The sequence below is a fragment of the Mucilaginibacter dorajii genome, assembly GCF_024808255.1.
Lineage (GTDB): Bacteria > Bacteroidota > Bacteroidia > Sphingobacteriales > Sphingobacteriaceae > Mucilaginibacter > Mucilaginibacter dorajii.
Map to the genome: position 1 here is coordinate 40,128 of NZ_JANTYS010000033.1, position 25,881 is coordinate 66,008.

The following is a 25,881-nucleotide window of genomic DNA, read 5'->3' on the forward strand; positions in this document are numbered from 1 at the left end:
GGCGGAAAAAATAATACTTATGAAGAACAACAATTAGTAACCTAAAAAGATAGAAAAAATGAACGAAAGTATATTAATAACCGGAGCAAATGCTGGGCTTGGGAAAGAGACTGCCCGACAGTTGGCATTGAAAAAAGAAACAAAAAAGGTGATTCTTTTCTGTAGAAACCAGGTGAAAGCCGAAGCAGCAAAAAAGGACCTTGAGAAGCAAACGGGAAAAAGGATTTTTGAAATTGTAATTGGGGATGTTTCGGATGCCAATTCTGTGAGAAATGCAGTAGAAAAAATAAAGGAACCTATTGATGCAGTAATTTTAAATGCGGGTGGAGTAATTGGCAAAACGGCTGCGAAAATTACGCCTTCTGGTATGAATGTATTAGCTGCTACTAATATTTTAGGTAATGTAATCTTAGTGGAAGAATTAATAAAACGTGATTTGTTAAAAAAAGCAGTACTATCAGTAAGTGCGGAAGCTGTACCGGGAGTAAAGATGCTCGGAATGAAACCGGTTGCCATGAAGACTTCTTCTGTAGGCGAGTTTGCTGCTGTTCTTGATGGATCATATTTTGGTGATAAGTTCGAAGCAATTCAAGCATACGGATATGTCAAATATGCAGCAACCATGTGGACCTTATCAATGGCAAGAAAATATCCTGACCTCAAATTTGTTGTTATGAGTCCCGGGAATACGGGGGGAACTAATGCACCAGATAGTTTGCCCCCGGCAATGAAATTTATGTTGAAGTATTTGATGATGCCTATTGTATTTCCATTGATTGGAGGAATGGTGCATACGTTAGAAGTAGGTGCCAGGCGCTTTGTAGATGGCGTTTCGGATGAGAGATATAAGAGTGGCGTTTTTTATGCAAGTAAAGAGGGTAAATTATCAGGGGACGTGGTTGACCAAAGCACTTTTTACACTGATCTGAAAAATACTTCATTTCAGGGTAATGCCGATGAAGCAATTCACCGTTTCATAAAATAGGTTTGAGAAGCATCACATAAATGAGACTCCAGAACAATCATAGTAATGAATAAGCGGCAGTTATTATAGGATTGGATAGTAGTTTATTATGCTTAAAACAGGTAGAAATTAGAAAAAATGAAAAAACACGAAAACAAAGTCGCAGTCATCACAGGAGGAAATAGTGGTATTGGCTATGGAATAGCCAGCGAATTAATTGCCGAAGGCGCAAAGGTTGTGATTACAGGTAGAAGTCAAAAGGCTGTTGAGAAGGCTAAAAAAACATTAGGCGCTGACGCTACAGGTATTGTCGCAAATCAATCAAGTCTCACAGACTTAAGCGAATTGGCAGAAAAAGTAAAAAAACAATTTGGGCACGTTGATACCCTGGTAATTAATGCCGGCATCATGCATATGTTACCTATTGAAGGGGTAAGTGAGGAGCAGTTCGACGAAACAATGGATATAAATTTCAAGGGTGGTTTTTTTACTTTGCAGAAATTTTTACCACTATTAGAAAGTGGTTCTTCCGTAATTTTTATTTTGGCGCTCAGTGCTACCCAGGGAACGCAAAACAGGTCGGTATACAGTTCCAGTAAAGCGGCTCTAAAATCATTAGCAAGGGTAGCAGCCATTGAATTAGCCCCTAAGGGCATCCGTGTGAATGCCATTTCTCCGGGGCCGTTTAGTACGCCGATATTTGAAAAAAGCGGTGCCCCCGCTGAAGCACTTTCCAAGTTTGCGGATACAATAGCCCAAAAAGTATTATTAAAAAGATACGGACAACCTAATGAAGTTGGGAAGCTGGTATCTTTTCTTTCGTCTGAAGATGCTTCCTTTATCACCGGAAGTGATTATGTTATCGACGGAGGGATGTCAATAAACTTCAGTTAACAAAGCTTGAGATATCTAACAATTACTGGGTGATCATTTACAAGGCTAAGGTAAACTTGCGTGGTTCTGCAAAAAAAACTGGAATTAAATTAAAAAAAGATGAAAGAAAGCGGATTCAAGAAAATTGTTTACAACTGTAAAAAGGCGACGTTTTTGATTGAAAAAAAACAAATCGGCAACCTAAGTATGCGTGAGAAACTGGAGTTGAAGATACATCTGGCAGGTTGCTCAGTGTGTCGGATTTTTGTGTATCAAAATATAGTGATTAATAAATTGGTTTATAATCTGTTCAATGAGCCGCAGGTCACAAAGGGTTTTAAACTTGACGACGATTTTAAAAAGAAAATGCAGGTTCAAATTATGGAGAAACTTGAAGAAAACTAAGTGTCAAATTTAGATGTTTTTTAGAAACCCCTGTTGTCATAAATAGTACCCAACGTCAGAGTCGAACCTATGCGCTTTTCACGCAATCTATGCCCGAAATAACGAGGGATCAAATAATCTGTAGAAACCATGGGAGAACACATGGCAAACCAACAGTGCCTGTCTCCAATATAAAATTCAACTATTCCAAACCCACCCAATTGAATAGTCCATCCCTTTTATAAGTTTATCCATTTTTTGAAATGCGGCTGCCAAATACATTTGCCTGCCAACAAAATCATTCCCAGTTAATTTAAAACCATCACATGTTTAAAAGCTATATTTTTAGTTTAAAAGCGCTTATTGTGGCATTTGTAGTTCTGCTGCAAGGTGCTAAATCGTTTGCCCAATCAAATATTGTTTACTTAAACAGCTCGGCCAGCCAGGTATGGAAGGTTAAGCCACAGGTTGATGTAAATAATCCAACCGATATTACCCAGGCAAATTATAATACAGCCAATTGGGTGAATGCTATAGTACCCGGAACTGTTTTTGCATCGTACGTGGCTGCCGGCTTGGAAAACGATCCCAACTTTGGCGATAACATTTATAAAGTGGACCGGGCTAAATACGACCGGAGCTTTTGGTATCGTACCGAATTTAATGTGCCCGCCAGCTATACTCAAAAAAATGTTTGGTTAAACTTTAAAGGTGTAAACCGCAAAGCCGATATTTATTTAAACGGTAATAAGCTGGGCACGCTTGATGGTTTTATGCAGCGCGGGCAAATTGATATTACGGGCCTGGTAAACCGTAAGGCTAAAAATATATTAACCGTTTTAGTGTACATCCCCAAACAGCCCCTGGCCAATGTAGGCAGCCCCAATTATGTATCGAGCGCAAGCTGGGATTGGATGCCTTATGTGCCGGGCCTAAACTCGGGCATTACCGATAAGGTCTACCTGAGCAATACCGGCGACCTGACCATCCAGGACCCATGGATTCAAACCAAACTGCCAACCAACGCCAGGGCCGATGTATCGGTGGCCCTTGAGGTTAAAAACAATTCGTCAAGCGGGCAGCAGGGCTATATTAAAGGGGTGATCAACCCCGGCAATATTGAATTTACCAAAAAGGTTTATGTGGATGCCAATGCGACAACTACTGTAAAATTCGACCCTAAGAATTTTGAGCAGCTAATGATCAATCGCCCTAAACTATGGTGGCCAAATGGTTACGGCGACCCTAACTTGTATGATTGTAAGCTAAGCCTGGTGATGGGCGATGAAGTATCAGATGTGCAAAACATCAAATTCGGCATCAAAAGATATAGCTATGATACTGTTGGGCACGTATTGCACGTAGCCATTAACGGCACCCGCGTGTTTATAAAGGGTGGCGACTGGGGTATGGCCGAATATTTATTGCGTTGCCGCGGCAACGAGTACGATACCAAGGTAAGGCTGCACAAGGAAATGAATTTTAATATGATCCGCAACTGGGTAGGATCAACCACCGATGAGGAGTTTTACGATGCCTGCGATAAATACGGGATTATGGTTTGGGATGATTTTTGGCTGAACGCGAACCCCAACCTGCCTGCCGATTTAAATGTGTTTAATGCCAACGTTATTGAGAAGATCAAGCGTTTCCGGAATCATCCGGCCATCGCGGTTTGGTGTGCCGAAAATGAAGGCTGGTCGGAAGCGCCCATAAACGGATGGTTAAAGGAAAACCTGGCAACGTTTGACGGGGGCGACCGTTGGTATCAGCCCAATTCGCATGCCGAGAACCTGACCGGCAGCGGGCCATGGGATAGCCGCGATCCGCGTTATTACTTCACCGCTTACCCCGTAGGCAGCGGTGGCAACATAGGCTGGGGGTTGCGTACCGAATTGGGTACAGCAGTTTTTACCAATTTTGAAAGCTTTAAAAAATTTATGCCGAAAGAAAACTGGTGGCCACGCAACCAGATGTGGAACCAGCACTTTTTTGGCGAGCTGGCCTTTAATGCCGGTCCGGATAATTACGACCGCAGCATTACCGTTGGCTACGGCGCGCCTACAGGCATTGAAGATTATTGCCGCAAAGCCCAGTTTGTAAACATCGAAACCAATAAGGCCATGTTTGAAGGCTGGCAGGATCATATCGGCGAAGACGCGTCGGGCCTGATGACCTGGATGAGTCAATCGGCATACCCATCAATGGTATGGCAAACCTATGATTACTATTACGACCTGACCGGTGCCTTTTGGGGAGCCAAAAAGGCCTGCGAGCCAATACACATCCAGTGGAACCCTGTTAACAATGCCGTTAAAGTGGTAAACACCACCCGTGCCGATATGGAAGGCCTGACCGCCCAGGCCGAGATCTACAACCTTGACGGGCAACTGGTAAAAAGGTATAACCAAACACAGGTGGTGGATGCGCTATCAAATAGTGCTGTAGAGTGCTTCAGGCTTAATTTAAGCGAGAGTAAGGCTAACCTGGCGCTTAATAAGTTTGTTTATGCATCATCGTCAACCAATGGCGACCCAAGCCTGGTAAACGATGGCAATAACAATACCCGCTGGGCCAGCAACTACAATGATAATGAATGGATCTACGTAGATTTGGGTAAAGAGCAGGTGGTAAATGGTGTTGGTTTAAACTGGGAAGATGCTTACCCCAAATCATTTAAGATCCAGGTATCTGATGATGCCAAAAACTGGCGCGATGTTTATTCAACCAACGATGGCAGGGCAGGGCAGCAGCAGGTATCTTTTACCGAAGCTACCGTCAGGTACGTGCGGATGCTGGGTGTTGAGCGCGCCACCTCATGGGGCTATTCGTTATGGAATTTTGAAGTTTACCAGGGCGATGTAGCCAGCGAAGGTCTTTCGGATGTGCATTTTATCAAACTGAAACTAACCGATAAAACCGGCAAGCTGGTATCTGATAACTTTTACTGGAGGGGCAACAAACGTAAAGATTATACCGCGTTAAACACCCTCCCAAAGGTAGACCTGAAAGTAAGCTACAAAACCACCCGGGCCGATGGTAAGTATCTTGTTACAGCCCAGGTAACCAACCCGGCATCGTCAAAAGCAGTGGCCTTTGGCATTAGGGTACAAGCCCTGCGGGCCTCCACAGACGAGCAGGTACTGCCGGCAATTGTTAACGATAATTATTTCTCGCTACTGCAAGGTGAAACCAAAATAGTTAAGATTGAATTTGCCGATGATGCACTGGGCAATGACACCATCAAACTTGTAGCTGATCCATACAATAACCGTAAATAGGATCATTTTTGTAGAGACGCATTACATGCGTCTCCCGCGTGCAAATCCTTCATGCATTGTCAACATAAATAAAAACAGCCTTTACAAAATGTAAGGGTTGCTTTTTGTTATGCACCCCTCGGGCAATTATCCACCAATGACATTTTTTCCGGCAGTCGACTTTAACAATTTTATTTGTTATCATTGTGTTGTTGCAACACAATGACGGCGGGCGCTACTTTTATCTTTCGGGTAGAATTTTGATCATGTCATTGCCAATATAAATCAGATTTTTTAAAAATAGATCAGCTAACTTGTAGTTTGTAGCTGCTTGTTTATTTATTATAGGTTATTTATAAATTTATTGCAGTTTACTTTCAATAATTTGGTCATTTTATGAAGCTTTTTTGCACCTTTTTTATAACCGGCGTTTTCATGGGGATGTTTGTAACAAAAGGTTTTGCCGCCCGGGTTGATACCCTGCAGGTGCAGAGTAAAGTGATGCAAAAGGTGATCAAAGCCGCCGTGGTTTTGCCCGATGCATACAAGGGTTCAACTAAAACCTTCCCGGTTATATACCTGCTGCATGGCGGAACCGGCAACTATCGCGACTGGCTTTCTAAAACCGATGACAAGCTATTGCTCCATAAACTTGCCGACCAATACCAGGTAATTATTGTAACACCCGATGGCGGGCCGATGAGTTATTATTTTGATAGCCAGTTAGATAAAGCAAGTCAGTATGAGACTTTTATAACCAAAGAGCTTGTGCAGCAGGTTGATGGTACATACCGTACCATTAACAATCGTAAAGGGCGTATTATAGCGGGCCTGTCTATGGGCGGGCATGGTGCATTATACCTTTCTGCGCTTCATCCGGATTTGTACTGCGCTGCCGGGAGCATGAGCGGCGTAGCCGACCTGAATACCGCCATCTGGCACGTGCCTGCCGATTTTGCCAAATCAAGAGATCAAAATTTTGAAAATCTTCTTGGCCCTAAAAAGGAGGGAGGGAACCCTTATCCAGGCTATTCGGTTGTGACACTGGTAGATAAGATTAAAGCCAACGATGTAAAACTGATATTTGATTGCGGCTCTGAAGATATCATGATAGAGCCCAACCGTGAGTTGCATAAGCTGCTCACCGAAGCTAATGTACCGCATGATTACATTGAACGGCCCGGCAAGCACGAATGGCCGTACTGGTCGAAGGCTGTGCCTTTTCAATTCCTGTTTTTCTATAATGTGTTGAAAGCTAACGGGGCTCTGTAAAATCTGATCAGGGTTTCAACCCTTTAAAATGGATGCGAGCCTCTGCCAACTATCGTTTTCCCTTTATCGTTATACCATTCGCGGATCTAAAGTTGGAATAGGGAAAGATGGTATGCCATAAAACGGCGGAATATTAATTGTTTAAATAACAATTAATATTCCGCCGTTTTTTTATATTGCGCACTGATACTGCGTGTGCTCTTTGTCCCCGGGTTAAGTCAATCGGGTACAGTTCCGCTGGATATCGGGAATGATGAGGTATACAATCGTATTTCAAGATTCCGTATTTGAATGACCAATTATATAAACAACAAATACATACATGAAAAGAATCGTTTTATTAGGCGTTTTTATCGGCTTTTACACCACGCTCCTGGCGCAGCCCAAACAAAATTTCAGCGCCTACCTGTTTACTTATTTTACCGGCGGAAAAGGCGGCGAACACATCCGTTTCGCGCTGAGTAATGATGGTTACCACTTTAGGGCATTAAATAAAAACCAGCCCGTGCTGGATGCCGCGCTGATCAGCGCTACCGGTGGCGTTCGCGATTCGCATATATTACGTGGAGCCGATGGCAAAACCTTTTATATGGTGGCAACCGACATGAACACCGAAAAATATGGCTGGGGACCGGATTATGCCATGGTTTTACTTAAATCAACCGACCTTGTACACTGGGCATCAACATCAATAGATATTACTAAAACGTTCAACAAGTTTGCAGGTGTAAACAGGGTTTGGGCACCTCAAACTATTTATGACCCGCAAGTTAATAAGTATATGATATATTGGTCGATGCGCTTTGGTGAAGAAGCGGATAAAATTTATTACGCCTATGCAAATAAAGATTTTACAGGTTTGGAAACCGAGCCTAAGCAGCTCTTTTTTAAACCTGATGGTGGTGCCTGTATTGATGGGGATATTGTTTATAAAGACAAAAAGTATTACCTTTTTTTTAAAACAGAAGGCTCGGGCGCAGGTATAAAAATAGCGGTGTCTGATAAGCTTACCTCGGGCTATGTACTGCGCGATAAATATGTGCAGCAAACAAAAGATCCGGTTGAGGGCGCAGGTACTTTCAAATTAAATAACAGCAACAGCTATATTTTAATGTACGACATGTATACCCAGGGAAAATACCAATTTACCCGCACTAATGACCTGGAGCACTTTAAGCTTATAGATGATGAGGTATCAATGAACTTTCACCCACGCCATGGCACTATAATGCCTATTACTGCCCGGGAGGCCGCATTGTTAACAGCCAGGTGGGAAACAACCGAGGATGTGCTGCTTTCGGCCGGAAACAAGCAAATAAAAACTATCAATATTGTATTTAATGATGCGGGTCATGAGCTTTATCTGCCTGTAAAACCGGGTACAAATTTACGCTCATTTGATCCTCAATTCACCTTGTTCCCAGGTGTTCATATCAGTCCGGCAACTCCCCGGGATTTTACCAAAGGTGCTGTTAGTTATTCTGTATCCATAGGTAATAAAAAGCCACAGGTTATTAAAGTTACGGTTGAAGAAACCCACAATCCGGCGTTGACAGGTTACTACGCCGATCCCGAAATACTATACGCTCAAAAAACGGGGAAGTTCTATATTTATCCTACCAGCGATGGGTTTGACGGCTGGTCTGGTAATTATTTTAAGGCTTTTTCTTCTGCCGATATGGTAACCTGGAAAGATGAAGGTAAGATTCTTGATTTGCCGAAAGATGTAAGCTGGGCAAAAAAGAATGCCTGGGCGCCTTGTATCATCGAGCAAAAAACCGAAAACGGGTTTAAATATTTTTATTACTTCGCCGCAGGGCAAAAAATAGGAGTGGCTACGGCAAGTGATCCTGCAGGACCGTTTACAGATTCGGGTAAACCCCTGCTTGCCCAGTTACCTGATGGTGTAAAAGGCGGACAGCAAATTGACCCGGATGTTTTTGCCGATCCGCAAACAGGTAAAAACTATTTGTATTGGGGCAATGGCTATATGGCCGTGGCCGAATTAAATGCCGACATGGTATCGTTGGTGCCGGGTACAACCAAAATTCTGACGCCATACGCGCATTACAATGAGGGCACCTATGTTTTTTACCGGCAAGGTACTTATTACTTTATGTGGTCGGAAAATGATACACGTAGCCCCGATTATAGTGTTCATTACGGAACTTCCAAATCACCTTACGGCCCTATACAAATTCCCGAAAACAACACAGTACTTACTAAAGATGCCGCTAAAGGGATTTACGGAACAGGTCATAATTCCGTTATCCAGGTACCAGGTACTGATGAGTGGTATATAGTGTATCATCGTTTTAATTACCCAAAAGGAATTACAATGGGTGATGCAGCCGGATTTAACAGGGAAGTTTGTATTGATAAAATGGAGTTTAATAGCGATGGAACTATCAAACCTGTAATTCCAACGCATTCGGGAATTAAGCCGGTACACCTGAAAAAATAAGCAAAATCCGGGGTTAAATAGCTTATGCGCTATAAAAAGGGGCTGTCTCAAAAAGGCAGCCTCTTTTTATTTTAACGCTTAATTACCAGTCTACGTTTTGCTTTCAAGATGTATGTGCTTGGATTTTTCGAAGGTGTTATGATGGACGTGATTGCAGGTGCTAAATTGGGAGTATAGGAGTGGGGGTAGTATACAAACCGGAATAGTCTATTGAATGGGATATATCGCCTTTTTTGTATAAACTTTTACTATGAAATCATTGAAAAGTGTTTTTTTAACCTAAAACTCTTTTTTTGTCCCTTCTTTTTTGCAGGTTAGCCCCTTTTGTTTTCGATGTTTTTCAAAGACTTTGCCTTCTTGAATGGATATATCAAAAGGGCCATTCGTATTAACCAATTATTCCATTAATTAAAAAACATCATGAGAAAAATGCTGAAAGTAGCGGATGCTCTAAAAAAGATGCCGCCAGCATCTTAATTGAAACCTGTTCACCAAAATGCCAGGATAAATTCCTGATCTGCGCAACTGTTTGTTATTGTTAATGCTGCGAGCTGTATTGAGTACATTGATATCATGCTTTTTGGTTGCAGGCGTGTCATCGCCAGCTGCACTAACATATAGCTGCCCTTGTTTATTGAACTAACCAGCTTGAATTTTAATAACCCAATTATGAAACGAAAATTACTTATTCCAAATTATTTTTATTCCAAGGGGTTTCGCGCCACATTTAAAACTTTGGCATTATTTATATTGCCAATTGGTGCAAGTGCGTCAACCCCTAATTTAATAACTCACAACAGTAGTACTGTAATGGCCAAAATAGCTTTTAATAAAGCTGCGATTACTGTAAAAGGATCTGTTGTAGATGCTACTGATGGCCAGCCGCTGGTGGGGGTTTCTATTAGTATAAAGGGAACCAACAAAGGAGCCCTAAGTGATTTAAAAGGCAACTTTCAACTTACCAATGTACCGGAAAATGCCGTACTTGTTGTAACCTATATCTCTTATGAGAAAGTTGAAATTGCAGTAAGCGGAAAGACTGATATTGCCATAAAACTTCAGCCCTCAATGAAAACCCTGGGCGACGTAGTGGTAGTTGGTTACGGTACGCAGAAGAAAGAAAACCTTACCGGCTCTGTAGGTATTGTAAATACACAGGATTTAGAAAGCAGGCCCTTAACAAACACCAGCCAGGCTTTGCAGGGCACTGTCTCCGGCGTTTTTGCGCTGCAAAGCTCGGGTAAACCTGGCGATGATAACACGGTTATAGACATCCGTGGGGTAGGAACTTTTGGAGATAATTCTCCATTGGTGTTAGTGGATGGTTTTCCCGGGAGCATCGGCGACGTAAATCCTAACGATGTTCAATCAATTTCGGTATTGAAAGATGCCGCATCATCCGCTATTTACGGAAACCGTGCGGCAAACGGCGTTATTTTGATTACTACCAAGCGAGGATCAGCAGGCAAAGTTCGTGTTAACTATAGTGGATATGCCGGTATCCAAAGTCCTACGAGGTTGCCCAATGTATTAAATTCTGTTCAATATACTACCCTTTACAACGAGGCGGCCGTAAATACCGGGTCGGCACCGGCGTATCCCGATTCGATCATTCAAAAATACGCGGCGCACAATAATCCATTATATCCTGATATCAATTATTTCAAGGTATACTACGGTAATGCCTATATGCAAAATCATCGTGTAAGCGTAACCGGGGGAAGTGACAACGTCAACTATGCATTTATGCTGGGCCACTTAGATCAGGATGGAATCCTGGTGGCAACCAATTACAAAAAAACAGACTTCCGTCTTAACCTTGATACTTACCACCTAAAAGATAAAAGGCTGCGTGTTTCGGGAAATATCTCTGGTAATTTAGGGGTAAAAAACGAACCAACCGACCTTTGGAACGCTGAGTGGTATTCTACCCTCGCCCCAATACATCCCCTCAAGGATGCAAACGGAAACTGGGTATCAGTTAACGGTGAACGTAATTATTATGGGGAAATTAAAGAGGGCAGTACAAGCCTGCAAAAGCGTTACAACTTTAGCGGGCAGGCAGAAGCAGAATATAAAATTCTGCCAGGGCTGAGCGCGCAACTTACTTACAATTATAGCGCTATATACACCAACACAAACGCCTTTCATGCCAATGTAACGCTGCAAAACCAAAACGGAACAGTTACACAACTGCCTTCAGATCTCAATGTAACCAACGAGCTTGACGGCCATTCGCTGCTTACCGGTTTACTGAAATACAATAAGACATTTAATCGGCATTCATTCAATTTATTAGGTGGTTATAGCGAAGAAGAGTTTACTTACGATTGGCAAAGTGGCTTTCGCTCACATTTTGTGAACAATACACAACGTGTACTGAATCTTGGCGACGCTGCTACGCAAACCAACAACTCGGGCAGTTATGACCTTGGCCTTCGTTCGTTTTTCGGCCGTTTTAACTATGCATTCGATGATAAATATTTATTTGAAGCCAATGTTAGGCGGGATGGTGCTTCCAGGTTTGCACAAGGCAAGCAATGGGGTACATTTCCGTCATTCTCGGCCGCATGGGTTTTATCGAAAGAAGATTTTATGAAAAACGTGAGTTGGCTGGATTTTGCAAAAATCCGCGCTTCCTGGGGGCGTTTAGGTAATCAAAATATAAGTAATTACTATAATGGCAGCGATATCCTTAGCTCTGGTCAAAATTATTCGTTTGGCGGAACTCTCTACTCGGGTGTTGCCATTACACAAATGACCAACAAGGATCTCACCTGGGAAACAGCTCAGCAACTGGATTTGGGGCTTGACATCTCTTTGCATAACAATATTGAAATTACTGCAGATTATTTTGATAAAAGGACTAAAAACTTACTGTTAACCCAACAGATTCCGCTAACGATGGCTGAGGCAGCGCCATGGGCTAATGCCGGCGAAGTGCAAAACAAGGGCTTTGAGCTTGGCATCACCTATAGAAAAACGTTTGACAATGGCATTAAATTAAGAACATCCCTAAATGTTTCCCACATCGTCAACAAAATTACCAGTATGGATGTGCCTCAGCAGTATACCTCGCCAAAAGCGATTGTTGTTGGCTCGGCTATAAATTCATTCTACGGTTATCAGATGACAGGTATTTACCAGATTTCTGACTTTACATGGCAAAGCAACAGCGATCCATCCATTCCTTACGCCAACCGTACTTATACGCTTAAACCGGGTGTAGTTAAAGTAAGCGATTACAATGCCCAACCCGGCGACATTAAATATGCAGATCTTAACGGAGACGGTATAGTTGACCAAAATCATGATCGCAAAATCATCGGTAAGCAGTTTCCTGATGTAACCTATGCTTTTAACTTCAATGTAGCCTGGAAAGGTTTAGATCTGGGGGTATTTTTACAAGGTGTGCAAGGCATGCAAGGTTATACCTACTATGAAATAGCTTCGCCTTTCAGTGGCTTTGCAAACGTTGGTTCATGGTGGTTAAACAGGTGGACACCGCAAAATCCATCCAACACTTATCCCCGTTTGACATTGGATGGTGTAAGAAACAATATCCACTCTTCTTTTTATGTGGAAAATGCATCATACCTAAGGATTAAAAATATTGAATTAGGATATACTTTAAGTCCGGCTGCTATTAAAAAGATAGGCTTAAGCTCGTTTAGGATATATGCCAATGTGCAAAATGCTTTCACATTCACCAAATTCAAAGGATTTGACCCGGAACAGACCACGGATCAAACCAGAGCCGAAGCATATCCGCAGGTGCGGGTAATGACCGCAGGTATAAATGTTAATTTCTAAAGGATAAAATCATGAAGACTATATATAAAATCATAATCTTAGCATCTGTTATTAATCTTGCCGGCTGCAAGAAAGACCTTTTGGATAAGACGCCAAAAGACCGTTTGTCACCTTCGACATTTTATCAGAATGAAACCCAGGTAAAAATGGCCCTGGTTGGCATTTACAATGCGCTGCCACCCAATGCAACGCCGGCTCAATTCTTCCAATTTGATTTTGAATCAGACAATGCCTATTGCCAGGATGCATGGCAGGGTTCAAAGGAAGTTGGAGAATGGCAAACAACAAGCAATAGCTGGGCTCCATATGCTAAGTGGACCCAGGATTATACCATTATTTCCAGGGCCAACGAGTTTCTGCAGGACGTTGCCGCTGCATCCATTGATGCTACTGTAAAAAGCCAAATGGCTGCAGAAGCGAAGTTTTTACGCGGTTATGCATACGCCGATCTGATCGCGTACTTCGGCGATGTACCCTTAATTACCCAGGTTCAAACGCTTTCGGAAGCGTTTGTTTCCAGAACAGCTAAGGCTACCGTGTTAACCCAGATTGTAACCGACCTTACTGATGCCGCCGCCGCGTTACCAACCTCTTATTCGGGTTCTGACGTTGGCCGTGCAACAAAAGGCGCCGCCCTGGCATATAAAGCAAAAGTGCTTTTATATAATGAAAAATGGGCCGATGCCGCACAAGCAGCGCAGGATGTGATCAGTCTTAATGCTTACAGTTTATATGCCAATTATAGTTCGTTGTTTGATGAGGCGCATGAAAACAATAGCGAAGTGATTTTCGATATCCAATATATACCAACTACCCAGCCTCAACCCTGGCCATCATCTGCCTTATCGTTAAGCGTTTGGCCAACACCAAATGTTACAACCGATTTGATCGACTCATATTATACAACCAGTGGACTACCTATCACTAACGCGGCTTCGGGGTACAACTCCCAAAATCCTTATGTCAATCGCGACCCAAGATTAGCTGCTTCGGTAGTGTTACCCGGCTCTCAATGGGGTTCAATCACTTACATTCCGGCTAATGATGTGGTGCCGTCTGGAGTGCGCCCCCGCAAATACGCGGCCATAGGTATTGCCGATCCCAATAATTGCTCTCTTAATACTATCCTGATGCGTTATGCCGACGTATTGCTGATCCGTGCTGAAGCGTTGATTGAATCTGGAAGTACCTCGGCAGAAATTTATTCATTAATTGACCAGGTGCGGGCAAGGGTAAGTATGCCTAAAGTTGAAGCTGTAGAAGGAACCGGCTTAAGCCAGACACAATTACGCGCAATTTTAAGACACGAGCGCAGGGTTGAATTCTTTATGGAAGGCACCAGGTATGCAGACATATTACGCTGGAAAGATCAGTCCCTGGTTCATGATGCATATGGCTATGACAAATCATTGCTGACTAACCCGGCAAGCGCTTCTACCTGGCAATTTAAGCAAGCTAAGTTAGAAACCCGGACATTTGATGCAGGTAAAGGATGGTTATGGCCGATACCTCAGGCTGATATTGACATTAACAAAAAATTATTGCCCAACAATCCGGGATATTAAGGTGTTTTGGTATTGCATAATTAAATGGTGTAATACCCTTCCATTTTAACGAGGTAATCCCCGATAGCGCTGCCAATGGTGGTCTATCGGGGATTTTGTTTTATAGATACTTTTGTATCTGGCTGGTACATATTAAAATTTTGCTGTTACCGGGTGAAATGGTAAGGGAACATTACAGTAAGGTGGGGTGAAGAAGATACTTCGTGTCCTACCCATTACAAGTCCACCATGTCATTGCGAGGCACGAAGCAATCTCATGCTCTACAGGGCGGATCTGCATAGTTCGCGATTGCTTCGTTCCTCGCAATGACATAGCTTTATGTTGTCATTCTACCTTCAGATTTTCGCGAAATTTTACAACTCGCAATGACATGGTGGACTTGTCATGGGTAACTTGTTTCAGGCCCCCACAGGCTTTCCGAATGATGTATATTTGGCGAGTGGGGTGCTGAAACAAGTTCAGCATGACATAGGGTTTCAAGCCACTTTGTTAATTCAACCTTCAGATTTCGAGGCTTTTACAACTCGCAGTGACGGTTTTTCAAACCGCCCCTTATAGAATTAAAAAGGCTGCCCTTTTAAGGCAGCCTTCAGCGCAGTATGTTTTGAATATTAATTAAGCAATAGCCGGGTACCATTCAGGCCAAACAGTGCGTAATTAACAATTAATTATCCGCTCCGCATCTTATTTATACTATTTTTATTGAGCTATAAGCGTCCATTGCTGATTGTAGCTTGAACCGCTTGTCCACTGTTGCATAACAGATCCATTGGCAGTTAAGCCTCCTGTATCAAGGCACTTTCCTGTAGCCAGGTTAACTATCTTATAGTATCCGCTTCCGGCCGATACTATTGACCAGCGCTGGTTAGTACTGGTGCCTACGGTGTATTGTTCAACTGATGATCCATCAGCGGTATTGCCCCCGGTATCCAGGCACTCTTTCCCGGTTACACAGCTTAGCGTATAATAACCATCGGTATAGCTTATGTTCCATTTCTGGTTGGCGCTTGTGCCCGATGCCCATTGAGCAACAGTTGCACCATCAGTTGTACTACCTAAATTATCAAGCATAAGGCCCGATGCACGGTTTTGAAGTTTGTACCGGCCATCTGCAATAGGCCCTAACCATACAGGAGAAGCAGAAAGCAACCATGACCATCTGAACATATTTGCGGTGCCTGGGCTAACCTCTACCAGGTTGTTATTTGCCTTATACCAACGATAAGTATCAATGTCATTAACACCCGACCACGCAATTGTTCCCATTGAGTTGTCGCGGGCATAGGTAAGTGATCCGGTCAGGAAAGCCTGGTCAACATATACCCCGGTATCCCATTGTTGGTAGAAACTCATGTTGCGGAATGTTTCGATACCAACTTCTGTAACTATAGTACGGGATGCATAAGAACCCGTACGGGCCGACATGATATTATAGTAACTTGACCAAACATTATACGAGCCCCAAAACCACCAATAGCAGTGTAGTCCAAGATATTGATTAACCAATCTTGAATCGGCACCAACAGCGGTTACATCAGCGGCATAACCGGTGCCATCCAGGATACATTTGCCATCTGCCGGGCTAAATGTGGTTAAGAAACCGGCATATAAATTATTCAAATCTGTACTTGAATAATCAACCGGCTCGTTTATAGGTTCATATAGCACCGATGTATTGTTTTTATAAACTGTATTTACGCTTGACCACATGGTGTGCCACTGCGCGGTATCAGGTACATGATGTACGCTAACAGGCCAATAGCAAAGAATCACCTTGCATCCATTGGCTACAATTGCATTAATGGCAGCCTGGTAAACCGGCCAATAAGTTGAGCTGGAAGGTGTCCACGGGTTTATAGGCATCCTGATAGTGGTTCCGCCGCTTGTTTTAACGGCGCTTGAAATACTGGTGGCTAAAGCGGCAGCCTGGGTTGCCGTGAGCGAAGTAGTCATACCACTGGGCAATACCACCCTTCCGTCTCCTTCGTTACCGTTTGGATCGGCCCAGTTAATGCCTCTGAAACCATTTGTATTGGTAGTTGTAAGTGCCAATGGCGTTAAGCTTTTTTTTGATACGTTCAGGGCGTTTTGCGATTGGATTATCCCATCTTTTTTAGAACACGCGGAAAGGTATAACAAGCTGGTAATCAGTAACGATATTTTAAAATTGTTTCTCATAATTTTATATTGAATGTTGAATGATTTGTGTTTAATAATCAGTTGATTGTTGATTTTCTAACATGGTGGGGAGCGGCCCGGCTTCAGCACGAAGCAGGTAATGAAGTCGGCTAATTGCAAAACAACCGAATGTATATGAAGGAGCAATTCAAATATTCTCATGGTAGTATAAGGAAAAATTCAAACCTCCCGGCCAATAATTAGCCATCAATTTACTGCCGGATGCGCCCGTCAGCAATCAGATCAGCCCGTAAAAATGGCTGCAAGCATTAACGGTAATAGGAAATTCGTGTTTATATGGTTTGATTTAAATTTCTCTTAAAAAGCAGAGATTGAAAAGGGGGAAAGCCTCAATATTGCGGGGATAAAGTGTCATTTTAATGCGTTTCTAAACCGATAACCAACTTATTTACACTTTATTAATATTTTTCTTTGTCTGAATGGCCTCAAAATACCCTGTTTTTAGAGAATAGGCTTTTGGAATTATTGTTATAAATACAATTAATATTTATTTAAATTTGAGCGCCATATAAACTTAATGAGTCAAGTGTGTTCCTCGCCCGCTTGGAATTGAGTTACCTTGAAGTATATAAGTGTAATAAGTACAATTTTTTTGCCGATCGCTGAGCAAAGAAGGTTGTGCACCTTATACATAGGCACAAATTACCGGTGATAACATGGTGTGGTATTTATTTGATTAAAAGTGATAACGGATTTATGTATAAAGCTGTCTTGTTCTTTCTGATTAACATTTTGTGTGTAGCTGGCCTAAATGGACAAACCCTAACTACTTTGCCAACCAACGACATCAGGAATTTCGCGCTGAAATCATATAATACTCATGATGGACTGCCATCTGAAAATGTAACAGTAGCGCTTAAAGACAGCCGCGGATACATGTGGATAGGAACAGACAATGGCCTTTGTAGGTTTGATGGATACTCTTTTGAAAATTTAGTGAACATTCCCGGAAACACTGCAAGCATAAGTTCAAATTATATTAATGCGCTTGCCGAAGATAAAAACGGAAAAATATGGGTTGGCACAATGGACGGCTTGAATGTTTTAGATCCCAACACTGAAAAATTTGAGCGGTTTTATCATAGCGATAATATCAAACAGTCGATAAGTAACAACAAGATTTTTTCGATCTTATGTGATAAAAAAGGAACTATCTGGATAGGAACAGACGACGGTTTTAATCAATATGTGGCAAATCTTGGATCATTTATTACCTATAAACCTAACTCACACAACGCGTTTTCAATAAAAGGAAAATCGGTAAATGCTATTGTTGAAGATGATAAGCAAAATCTGTGGTTAGGAAACTGGAACGGTGGACTAAATAAATTCAATAAGATTAGCAGGCGTTTTACCAATTATCCGCAAACCGAGTCCTTGCATAAGAAAACCCCTAATGATATTTGGAGTCTTTTATATGATCAAAAAAGCGGCTGTATTTGGGTAGGCACCTATTGGAGCGGTCTTTTTTGTTTTGATCCTATACACCAACAATACACCCCATATCCAAGTCATGACAATCTCAACATAGGTGCCTTTAGCATTGAAAACGCTAATGACTCCACTTTAGTTGTTGGAAGCAACGCCGGGTTCTATTTTATAAATAAAGACAAGGGCCAATGGCGCAAAATTGGAGAAACTAATAGCACTGCCGATGGCTACGTGTATAATGATAAGGCAGGAATCATTTGGCTTTGCGGTAAAGATGCCTTAACAAAAGTAGATTTTACACAATATAAGTTCCATTTCATTCCGTTATTAATCAAACCGCGCGAAGCAAAAAGTATCCTGTTGCAAGGGAGCATGTTGTGGTTGGCAACAAATAACGGCCTTTATCAGTTTGATTTAATTAAAAAAACGACAAAGCTATTTGTTCACACAAATGAACCATCAAGTATCAGCAGCAATCAGGTTGGCAAAATATATTTAGACAATGATGGGGTGTTATGGGCTGCTACCGAAAACGGTTTTGATAAGTTTGACGCTAAAAAGAATAGATTTATACACCACTTTCATCATTCTGCTCTGAGTAATTTCTTTAATGAAGACGTTTTCAGGGATATTCTTGAAGTAAGGCCCCATGAATACTGGCTTGCCACCGACGCCGGACTCAAGATATATAACGAAGAAACACAACAGTTTAAACATTATTATAATGATGATAAAAACCCCAATTCAATTGCCAGCAATCACGTTTATGATCTCTTAAAAGATAAAAAAGGTAATGTGTGGATTGGGACAAATGGAAACGGGGTTGATCGTTTTGACCAAAAAACCGGTATTTTTCATCACTATGCTTATAATGACAAAAATACCAGTAGCCTTAGTAATAATATTGTGCAGTGCTTATTTGAGGATAGTAAAAAGAATATCTGGATCTGTACGGCCGACGGTTTGAATAAATATGTCCCGGAAAGTGACTCTTTTATTGTTTACTCACGTAAAAATGGATTTGCAAGTAACGTTTTCAACAATCTTGTTGAAGATAGCCTGGGTAACCTTTGGATTAACTCCGCCACCGGAATATCAAAATTTACTCCTCAAACATTAAGCGTCACTAACTTTGATGAAGGCGACGGTGTGTTTTCCCACTCGCTTATTTACAAATCGGCAGATGGCAAGATATATTTAGGTGGAAATTCTGGTGTAGTTGTTTTTGATCCGTCAAAAGTTAAATGGAATAATAAAATCCCTCCGATTTACCTTTCCGATTTTCAGGTGTTTAATAAATCGGTAACACCAGGTACAAATTCGCCATTGAAAAAGCCAATTAGTATAGCTGATACCGCAATTCTTAATTACGACCAAAATGTATTTTCAATTGAGTTCGTTTCACTCAATTATACCCATTCAGAGAAAAACGCTTATCGGTATAAGTTAGAAGGCTTTGACGAAAAATGGAATTCTAACAATAGTCAACGCCGGGTTACTTATACAAACCTTAATCCGGGAACCTATACATTTAAAGTTATTGCAAGTAACAATGACGGAGTTTGGAACAGAACGCCTAAAGCCCTGACTATAATTATTGCTCCGCCATGGTACCAAACCTGGTGGGCATATACAATTTATATCATATTTATTGGTGGGTTGGTTTATCTGTATCTCTTATACAGGGATCATCAGGCCAAATTAAGATACGAAATTCAGATTGCACACTATGAAAGTGAAAAAGAAAAGGAGCTTAGCGAACGAAAACTCGCTTTCTTTACCAATATTTCTCATGAGTTCAGGACACCATTAACATTGATCATTAATCCTATTAAGGAACTCTTATATAACGAAAAGAAGGTTACGGATACCTCCAATTTAACCATCGTTTACAGAAACGCGCGCCGGTTATTAGGCCTTGTAGATCAATTACTTCTTTTCAAAAAGGCAGAATCAGAATCGGACCAACTGAGAATAAGTAATGTTAATATAATTGATTTGTGTAAGGAGGTTTATTTTTGTTTTGTACATGAAGCCAAAAGGAAACAAATTCATCTTGAGTTCATATCAACAGCCGATTGTCTGAATATCTATGTAGATAGAGAAAAAACAGAGATCGTGTTATTTAACCTGCTCTCGAATGCTATCAAGTTCACGCCTAAGCACGGAAAAATTCGCATCAGTGCAGAAGAAGCTGAACAAACGGTATCAATAATTGTTGCCGACACCGGCTGCGGGATTCCAACAGAAGTTGGTGATAAACTTTTTAGTCGTTTTTACCAGGTATCTGATTTGGCCAGTACATCAACCGGAGGATTTGGTCTTGGCCTCTATCTCGTCAAAAATTTTGTAGAACGCCAGGCCGGAACAGTTGAATATCATAGTCAGATTGGAAAGGGTACATCCTTTACGGTTAGCTTAAAAAAAGGGAAATCGCACGTTAAAGACCAGGTTATCTTAGAACAATCAACAAGTACTTCCGGATTTTTAAAAGAACTTATAGATTCTGAAACTACAGCTAATAATATAGTGTTAGCGGCAGCCCCAGGTGAAGAACAATCATTATCTGACCTCCAAACGTTATTAATTATTGATGATCATGAGGATATGAGAGAATATCTTCGTCAGATATTTAAATTGGAATACAATGTCCTTGTGGCGTCAAACGGCGAGGACGGGATAAAGATAATTAATGAACAATGGCCGGATATTGTGATATGTGATGTAATGATGCAGGGTATTACAGGCATAGAAGTTTGTGCTGCCATTAAGGGGAATATGACAACCTCACACGTTCCGGTTATTCTTTTAACGGCCAGTGCATCAAATGAGATCAAGCTAAAAGGTATTGAAGGTGGCGCTGACGACTATATTGGGAAACCTTTTGACAAGGATATTTTAAAAGCAAGAGTGAATGGGTTGCTTAAGAGCAGGAATACCCTCCAGCAATATTTTTATAATGAAATTACGCTGAACAATAACCCACATAGCATCTCTATAGAGTACAAGCGATTTCTGGATTCCTGCATTCAGATTGTTGAAGATCATATAACAGACCCGGATTTTAATCTCCAATCCCTGGCCGCCGAATTAAATATGTCCTATTCCGGGATTTATAAAAAAATCAAAATGATTTCCGGGCAGCCTGCGAATAGCTTTATAAGGTCGATCAGATTGCGAAAAGCCGCACAGTTATTTGTACATAGCGATTTAAATATATTGGAAACCGCTTATGCTGTGGGAATAAAAGACATCAAATATTTCCGTGAGCAGTTTAAAAAAGTGTTCGATTTAAAACCTTCCGAATACATCAAAAAATTCAGAAAGAACTTTAAAAACTCGATGATCAACCAGGTGCCCGAAAGAAGATAATTTTGTTTACAGCCGCTCTGTTTGCTCTTATCTGAAAATGTTAGGCCCTGTTTAAATTTCTTTGAAGGGTATTTTATATGATTTATGAGTGTAAACTAGTCACAGGACTATTCAATAAAAGTGTAAACTTCTTTCAGGATGTACATAGGCAAATATGTAGTGCGCTCTGCCAGTTAAATTCGGGGTAATTTTTGCTACTTTTTGCTAAGTTATTGATAATGAGCCAGGAAAGTGTTCCATATGGAGGATTTTGGAAAATAGTTAACTATTTGATAATGAGAAATAAAGGTGTTCGGGGTGTTCCACCGTTCCGGTGGAACAGTAACAAGGTAATGCATAGTACATCAGCTTAAGCAAACAAAAGGCTTCAGGAGTTTAGGAGAGGTTTCTTTTTCAAACAGACTCTTTAAAAAAATGATGCCTTAGCCAGTAATTCATTTGACGTTGTTGGCCAATACCCTGGTTGACCCGACTGAAAACCCTGAAAGGAAACTTCCTCAGGCCTGTTTTTGGCAATTTGCCCCTTCAATTTTGCTGATTACCCCCTTTTTATTATTTGATTTTACATTCACTTTAGCGCATCAGCCAATAACCAAAAGTATTAGCGAAGCTTAACCGCATCCTTAAATGCAATTTTGAGCAGTGTGCCAATTATGTAATCAATAACACCTTATATATTAATGAGATCATTTATTCTTTTTTTGATAGGGACCATTTTGTTAGCGGGCGGCCTGGTCAAAGCCCAACCTAAACATCAATTCACTTTAGGCGATAAGGACTTTCTTTTAGATGGTAAGCCTTTCCAGATGATTTCTGGTGAATTACATTATCCCCGCATACCAAGAGAGGCCTGGCGCGACAGAATGAGAATGGCAAAGGCAATGGGGCTTAACACCATAGGTACTTATGTTTTTTGGAACCTGCACGAGCCACAAAAAGGACAGTATGATTTTTCGGGCAATAATGATATTGTTGAATTTATTAAAATAGCCCAGCAGGAAGGTTTATGGGTAATACTGCGCCCAAGCCCTTATGTATGTGCCGAGTGGGAGTTTGGTGGATATCCCTATTGGTTACAAAATGAGGAAGGATTAGTTGTAAGGAGTAAAAATCCACAATATTTAAATGAGTACGAAAATTATATTAAAGAATTAGGAAAGCGTTTGTCCCGGTACCAGGTAAACCATGGCGGCAACATCTTAATGGTGCAAATTGAAAATGAGTATGGCTCATACGGCTCTGATAAGGATTACCTGACTATTAACCAGAAAATGTTTAAAGAAGCCGGATTTGACGGTTTGTTATATACCTGCGATCCGGCTGGCGATCTGGTAAAAGGGCATTTACCGGGTTTGCTGCCGGCAGTAAACGGCTTAGATAATCCGGCTAAGGTAAAGGAACTAATCAATCAAAACCACGATGGTAAAGGACCTTACTATATTGCCGAATGGTACCCAGCGTGGTTTGACTGGTGGGGTACAAAACACCATACAGTGCCGGCCGAGCAGTATACCGGCCGGTTAGATTCTGTAATTGCGGCAGGAATTTCCATAAACATGTACATGTTTCATGGCGGAACAACACGGGGATTTATGAATGGGGCTAATTATAACGACCAGGCTCCCTTTGAGCCGCAAATCAGCAGTTATGATTATGATGCACCACTCGACGAAGCCGGAAATCCGACACCCAAATTTTGGGCTTTTAGAAATGTAATTCAAAAACATTTACCCGCCGGTGTTAATTTACCTACCGTCCCCCCAGTTAAACCCACCATTATAATACCTCAAATTGAGCTTAAAAATGTGGCAGACCTTGACGACTTAAAACTGGATGGCAAGAGCAGTCAAAATCCATTGACCTTTGAGAACATGAAACTCGATTATGGTTTTATGTTATACCGCACAACCATTGCAGGAGGGAAATCCGGAATATTAAAAGTCAAAAATCTTAGAGATTTTGGGGTAGTGATGATCAATGGAAAAGCGGTGGGCAGCCTTGATCGCCGTACCGGATCAGATAGCATTAACATCAGTTTACCTGATGGAACGGTAACATTGGATATTTTGGTCGAAAATTCAGGTCGCATCAATTTTGGTAAATACCTGTTGCAAAATAAAAAGGGAATTGTAGGCAAGGTGTTTTTTCGAGGCAATGATGTAACGGGTTGGCAAAACTTTCCTTTACCGTTAAAGGCGATTGGGAGTTACAAACCTAAACCTGGTTTGGTTAATTTAAATACGCCCGTTATGAAGAAGGGAGTTTTCTCATTGTCGTCATTAGGAGATACTTATCTTGATATGACTGATTGGGGGAAAGGCGTAGTTTGGATTAACGGACATAACTTAGGCAGGTACTGGCGAACCGGCCCTCAACAAACGCTGTATGTACCACGCGAATGGTTGCGTACCGGTAAAAATGAAATATTAGTTTTTGAACTGCTAAAACCCGAAAACCAAAAACTATCTGCAATTAACAAACCAATTTTAGACCGCTTACAATAAAATGAACCGTATAAGAATTACAATAAACACTGCCTTAATTGCTTTTTTCTTGCTCAATTTTCAATTAACAGTCTTCGGGCAAAAAAGCAAGAACAATGAGGGATACAAAGGTTACCTATTTGCCTATTTTACCGGAAATCAGAAAAGTGAAGAGGCCATCCGGTTCGCGATCAGTATGGACGGATACCACTACCTGGCATTAAACCATAATGAACCGGTTGTAAATAGTTTGATGATCAGCGAAACCGGCGGCGTTCGGGACCCCCATATACTGCGAGGTGCCGACGGGAAAACATTTTTTATGGTTGCAACAGATATGGTTTCAGCTAATGGATGGAATTCTAACCGCGGACTGGTGTTACTCAAGTCAAAAGATCTCATCCATTGGTCTTCTTCTCTTATTAATTTTCAAAAACGTTTTCCTGATCAGGATAGCCTTTTGCGTGTATGGGCGCCTCAAACCATCTATGATAGTGTTGCTAAAAAGTATATGGTTTACTTTTCTTTAAAACATGGCAGTAATCCGGATAAGATATATTATATATATGCTAATAAAGAGTTTACAGATTTTGAAGGTGAACCTAAGCAGTTGTTCTTTAGCCCCGATAACGCAGCTTGTATAGACGGGGATATAGAGAAAAAAGATGACAAATACTATTTGTTCTTTAAAACAGAAGATAGGCTACCTGGAATTAAAATAGCAGTTTCCAAAAGTTTAACCGGTGGCTATGTGCTTCAAAGTGATAAGTATGTTCAGCAAACTACACGGCCGGTTGAGGGCGCAGGTACTTTTAAATTGAATGATGGCAGCGGATTTATTCTGATGTATGATATGTATACCAGCGGCCTTTACCAGTTTACAAAATCTACCGATTTAAAAAACTTTAAGGTTATAGATAAGGAAGTGAGCATGAATTTTAAACCACGACATGGCACTGTTATGCCGGTTACCTTAAAGGAAGTTAAAAAGCTCATCAGTAGCTACATGACTGCGGATGCCTTTCTCCAAACCGCCAATGGGACGGGCTTAGTCCGAAACGAATTGGCAGTCGATACGGTTAAAAAAAGGGTTTATCTGCCGTTGGCACCAGGCTCAAACGCAAAGCTTTTTAAACCGGAATTTGCCCGTTTGCCCGGGATATCAGTAATACCGGTTAAAAAGGTTGATTTTTCTAAAGGTGCTGTGCCGTATCGTGTTACAATTGTTGGACATAAGCCTGTATTGTATACATTATCAATAATGGAAAGTTCGTTTTCAAAATCTTCGGGACGTTAACGAACATAGTCAAGTATAAGGATTGTAGGGAAATTGTGGCGTTGAAAGAAAATAGTATTGGTTAAAATCTCAACGTAAACCTCTCATTAGGTTTTCGCAATAAACTTTTCCTACAGGTAGTTCTCTGCTATCCAGGGCTACTTCATTACCTTCTAAATATTTAACGGCTTTTAGAGGTAGCAAATAGGATTTATGTATCCGGATAAATTTATTTGCAGGCAACTGTCCTTCAAACTCTGTAGGGGTTTGCTTAGACATAATCCGGTACACAATGGCATAAAGCTCGTGATCGAATGCGGAATCATGGATCGCCTGAGTCCTGATCAAAGAGACGCGGAAAGCATTTAAGTCAAGCAGAAAAAGAAACTATTGCCTGTCTGATACAGCAAGGCCAGCTAACATTTCACATTGACTCGTCCGGGAAAAACTATACACTAAAAAGAAGTGTATGAAAACAGAAGACGATCAAACAGCGCCCATAATTCGCTTTCACGAGCGGGGCC

13 protein-coding genes are annotated in these 25,881 nt (G+C 41.4%); 11 read left to right on the forward strand and 2 right to left on the reverse strand.

Going from position 1 to position 25,881, the window contains the following annotated elements; translation table 11 throughout:
* Positions 1-58: 58 nt before the first annotated feature.
* The 8 genes from FHS10_RS27145 to FHS10_RS27180 all read left to right on the forward strand — a co-directional run bounded on the left by FHS10_RS27145 (position 59) and on the right by FHS10_RS27180 (position 14,595).
* On the forward strand, positions 59-985 hold the full coding sequence (locus FHS10_RS27145) for an SDR family NAD(P)-dependent oxidoreductase (protein WP_259097158.1): 927 nt from the start codon (positions 59-61) through the stop codon (positions 983-985).
* A gap of 117 nt (positions 986-1,102) precedes the next feature.
* Entirely contained in the window at positions 1,103-1,858 is a 756-nt protein-coding gene (locus FHS10_RS27150) for an SDR family oxidoreductase (RefSeq protein ID WP_259097159.1), read from the forward strand.
* Positions 1,859-1,957: 99 nt separating this feature from the next.
* Complete coding sequence (locus FHS10_RS27155) at positions 1,958-2,242, forward strand: zf-HC2 domain-containing protein (protein WP_259097160.1); 285 nt, start codon at positions 1,958-1,960, stop codon at positions 2,240-2,242.
* Positions 2,243-2,547: 305 nt separating this feature from the next.
* Positions 2,548-5,502 (forward strand): discoidin domain-containing protein, encoded by a 2,955-nt coding sequence (locus FHS10_RS27160; protein ID WP_259097162.1) that lies wholly within the window; start codon positions 2,548-2,550, stop codon positions 5,500-5,502.
* Between the two features lie 375 nt (positions 5,503-5,877).
* Complete coding sequence (locus FHS10_RS27165; protein WP_259097164.1) at positions 5,878-6,753, forward strand: alpha/beta hydrolase; 876 nt, start codon at positions 5,878-5,880, stop codon at positions 6,751-6,753.
* 322 nt (positions 6,754-7,075) lie between these two features.
* Positions 7,076-9,217, forward strand: coding sequence for a glycoside hydrolase family 43 protein (locus FHS10_RS27170; protein ID WP_259097165.1), 2,142 nt, complete (start codon positions 7,076-7,078; stop codon positions 9,215-9,217).
* Between the two features lie 669 nt (positions 9,218-9,886).
* Positions 9,887-13,030, forward strand: coding sequence for a SusC/RagA family TonB-linked outer membrane protein (locus FHS10_RS27175; RefSeq protein WP_259097166.1), 3,144 nt, complete (start codon positions 9,887-9,889; stop codon positions 13,028-13,030).
* Positions 13,031-13,041: 11 nt separating this feature from the next.
* Positions 13,042-14,595 carry a RagB/SusD family nutrient uptake outer membrane protein gene (locus tag FHS10_RS27180; RefSeq protein ID WP_259097167.1) on the forward strand — a complete coding sequence of 518 codons (1,554 nt, stop codon included), beginning with the start codon at positions 13,042-13,044 and terminating at the stop codon, positions 14,593-14,595.
* Between the two features lie 700 nt (positions 14,596-15,295).
* On the opposite strand, the gene FHS10_RS27185 is transcribed toward FHS10_RS27180, so the two are convergent.
* Positions 15,296-16,774, reverse strand: a complete 1,479-nt coding sequence (locus tag FHS10_RS27185; RefSeq protein ID WP_259097168.1) for an RICIN domain-containing protein — start codon at positions 16,772-16,774, stop codon at positions 15,296-15,298.
* A 717-nt stretch (positions 16,775-17,491) separates the two neighbouring features.
* Here FHS10_RS27185 and FHS10_RS27190 point away from each other — a divergent pair.
* The 3 genes from FHS10_RS27190 (at position 17,492) to FHS10_RS27200 (ending at position 25,378) form a co-directional block, all read left to right on the forward strand.
* Complete coding sequence (locus FHS10_RS27190) at positions 17,492-21,598, forward strand: hybrid sensor histidine kinase/response regulator transcription factor (RefSeq protein ID WP_259097169.1); 4,107 nt, start codon at positions 17,492-17,494, stop codon at positions 21,596-21,598.
* 680 nt (positions 21,599-22,278) lie between these two features.
* Entirely contained in the window at positions 22,279-24,102 is a 1,824-nt protein-coding gene (locus FHS10_RS27195; protein WP_259097170.1) for a glycoside hydrolase family 35 protein, read from the forward strand.
* A 1-nt stretch (position 24,103) separates the two neighbouring features.
* Positions 24,104-25,378 carry a glycoside hydrolase family 43 protein gene (locus FHS10_RS27200; RefSeq protein WP_259097171.1) on the forward strand — a complete coding sequence of 425 codons (1,275 nt, stop codon included), beginning with the start codon at positions 24,104-24,106 and terminating at the stop codon, positions 25,376-25,378.
* A gap of 69 nt (positions 25,379-25,447) precedes the next feature.
* On the opposite strand, the gene FHS10_RS29345 is transcribed toward FHS10_RS27200, so the two are convergent.
* Entirely contained in the window at positions 25,448-25,636 is a 189-nt protein-coding gene (locus tag FHS10_RS29345; protein WP_374759842.1) for a LytTR family transcriptional regulator DNA-binding domain-containing protein, read from the reverse strand.
* Positions 25,637-25,881 lie beyond the last annotated feature (245 nt).

Coding starts and splice junctions, on each gene's coding strand:
- FHS10_RS27145 (WP_259097158.1), top strand. CDS start 59: ATGAACGAAAGTATATTAATAACCGGAGCAAATGCTGGGCTTGGGAAA.
- FHS10_RS27150 (WP_259097159.1), top strand. CDS start 1,103: ATGAAAAAACACGAAAACAAAGTCGCAGTCATCACAGGAGGAAATAGT.
- FHS10_RS27155 (WP_259097160.1), top strand. CDS start 1,958: ATGAAAGAAAGCGGATTCAAGAAAATTGTTTACAACTGTAAAAAGGCG.
- FHS10_RS27160 (WP_259097162.1), top strand. CDS start 2,548: ATGTTTAAAAGCTATATTTTTAGTTTAAAAGCGCTTATTGTGGCATTT.
- FHS10_RS27165 (WP_259097164.1), top strand. CDS start 5,878: ATGAAGCTTTTTTGCACCTTTTTTATAACCGGCGTTTTCATGGGGATG.
- FHS10_RS27170 (WP_259097165.1), top strand. CDS start 7,076: ATGAAAAGAATCGTTTTATTAGGCGTTTTTATCGGCTTTTACACCACG.
- FHS10_RS27175 (WP_259097166.1), top strand. CDS start 9,887: ATGAAACGAAAATTACTTATTCCAAATTATTTTTATTCCAAGGGGTTT.
- FHS10_RS27180 (WP_259097167.1), top strand. CDS start 13,042: ATGAAGACTATATATAAAATCATAATCTTAGCATCTGTTATTAATCTT.
- FHS10_RS27185 (WP_259097168.1), bottom strand. CDS start 16,774: ATGAGAAACAATTTTAAAATATCGTTACTGATTACCAGCTTGTTATAC.
- FHS10_RS27190 (WP_259097169.1), top strand. CDS start 17,492: ATGTATAAAGCTGTCTTGTTCTTTCTGATTAACATTTTGTGTGTAGCT.
- FHS10_RS27195 (WP_259097170.1), top strand. CDS start 22,279: ATGAGATCATTTATTCTTTTTTTGATAGGGACCATTTTGTTAGCGGGC.
- FHS10_RS27200 (WP_259097171.1), top strand. CDS start 24,104: ATGAACCGTATAAGAATTACAATAAACACTGCCTTAATTGCTTTTTTC.
- FHS10_RS29345 (WP_374759842.1), bottom strand. CDS start 25,636: ATGTCTAAGCAAACCCCTACAGAGTTTGAAGGACAGTTGCCTGCAAAT.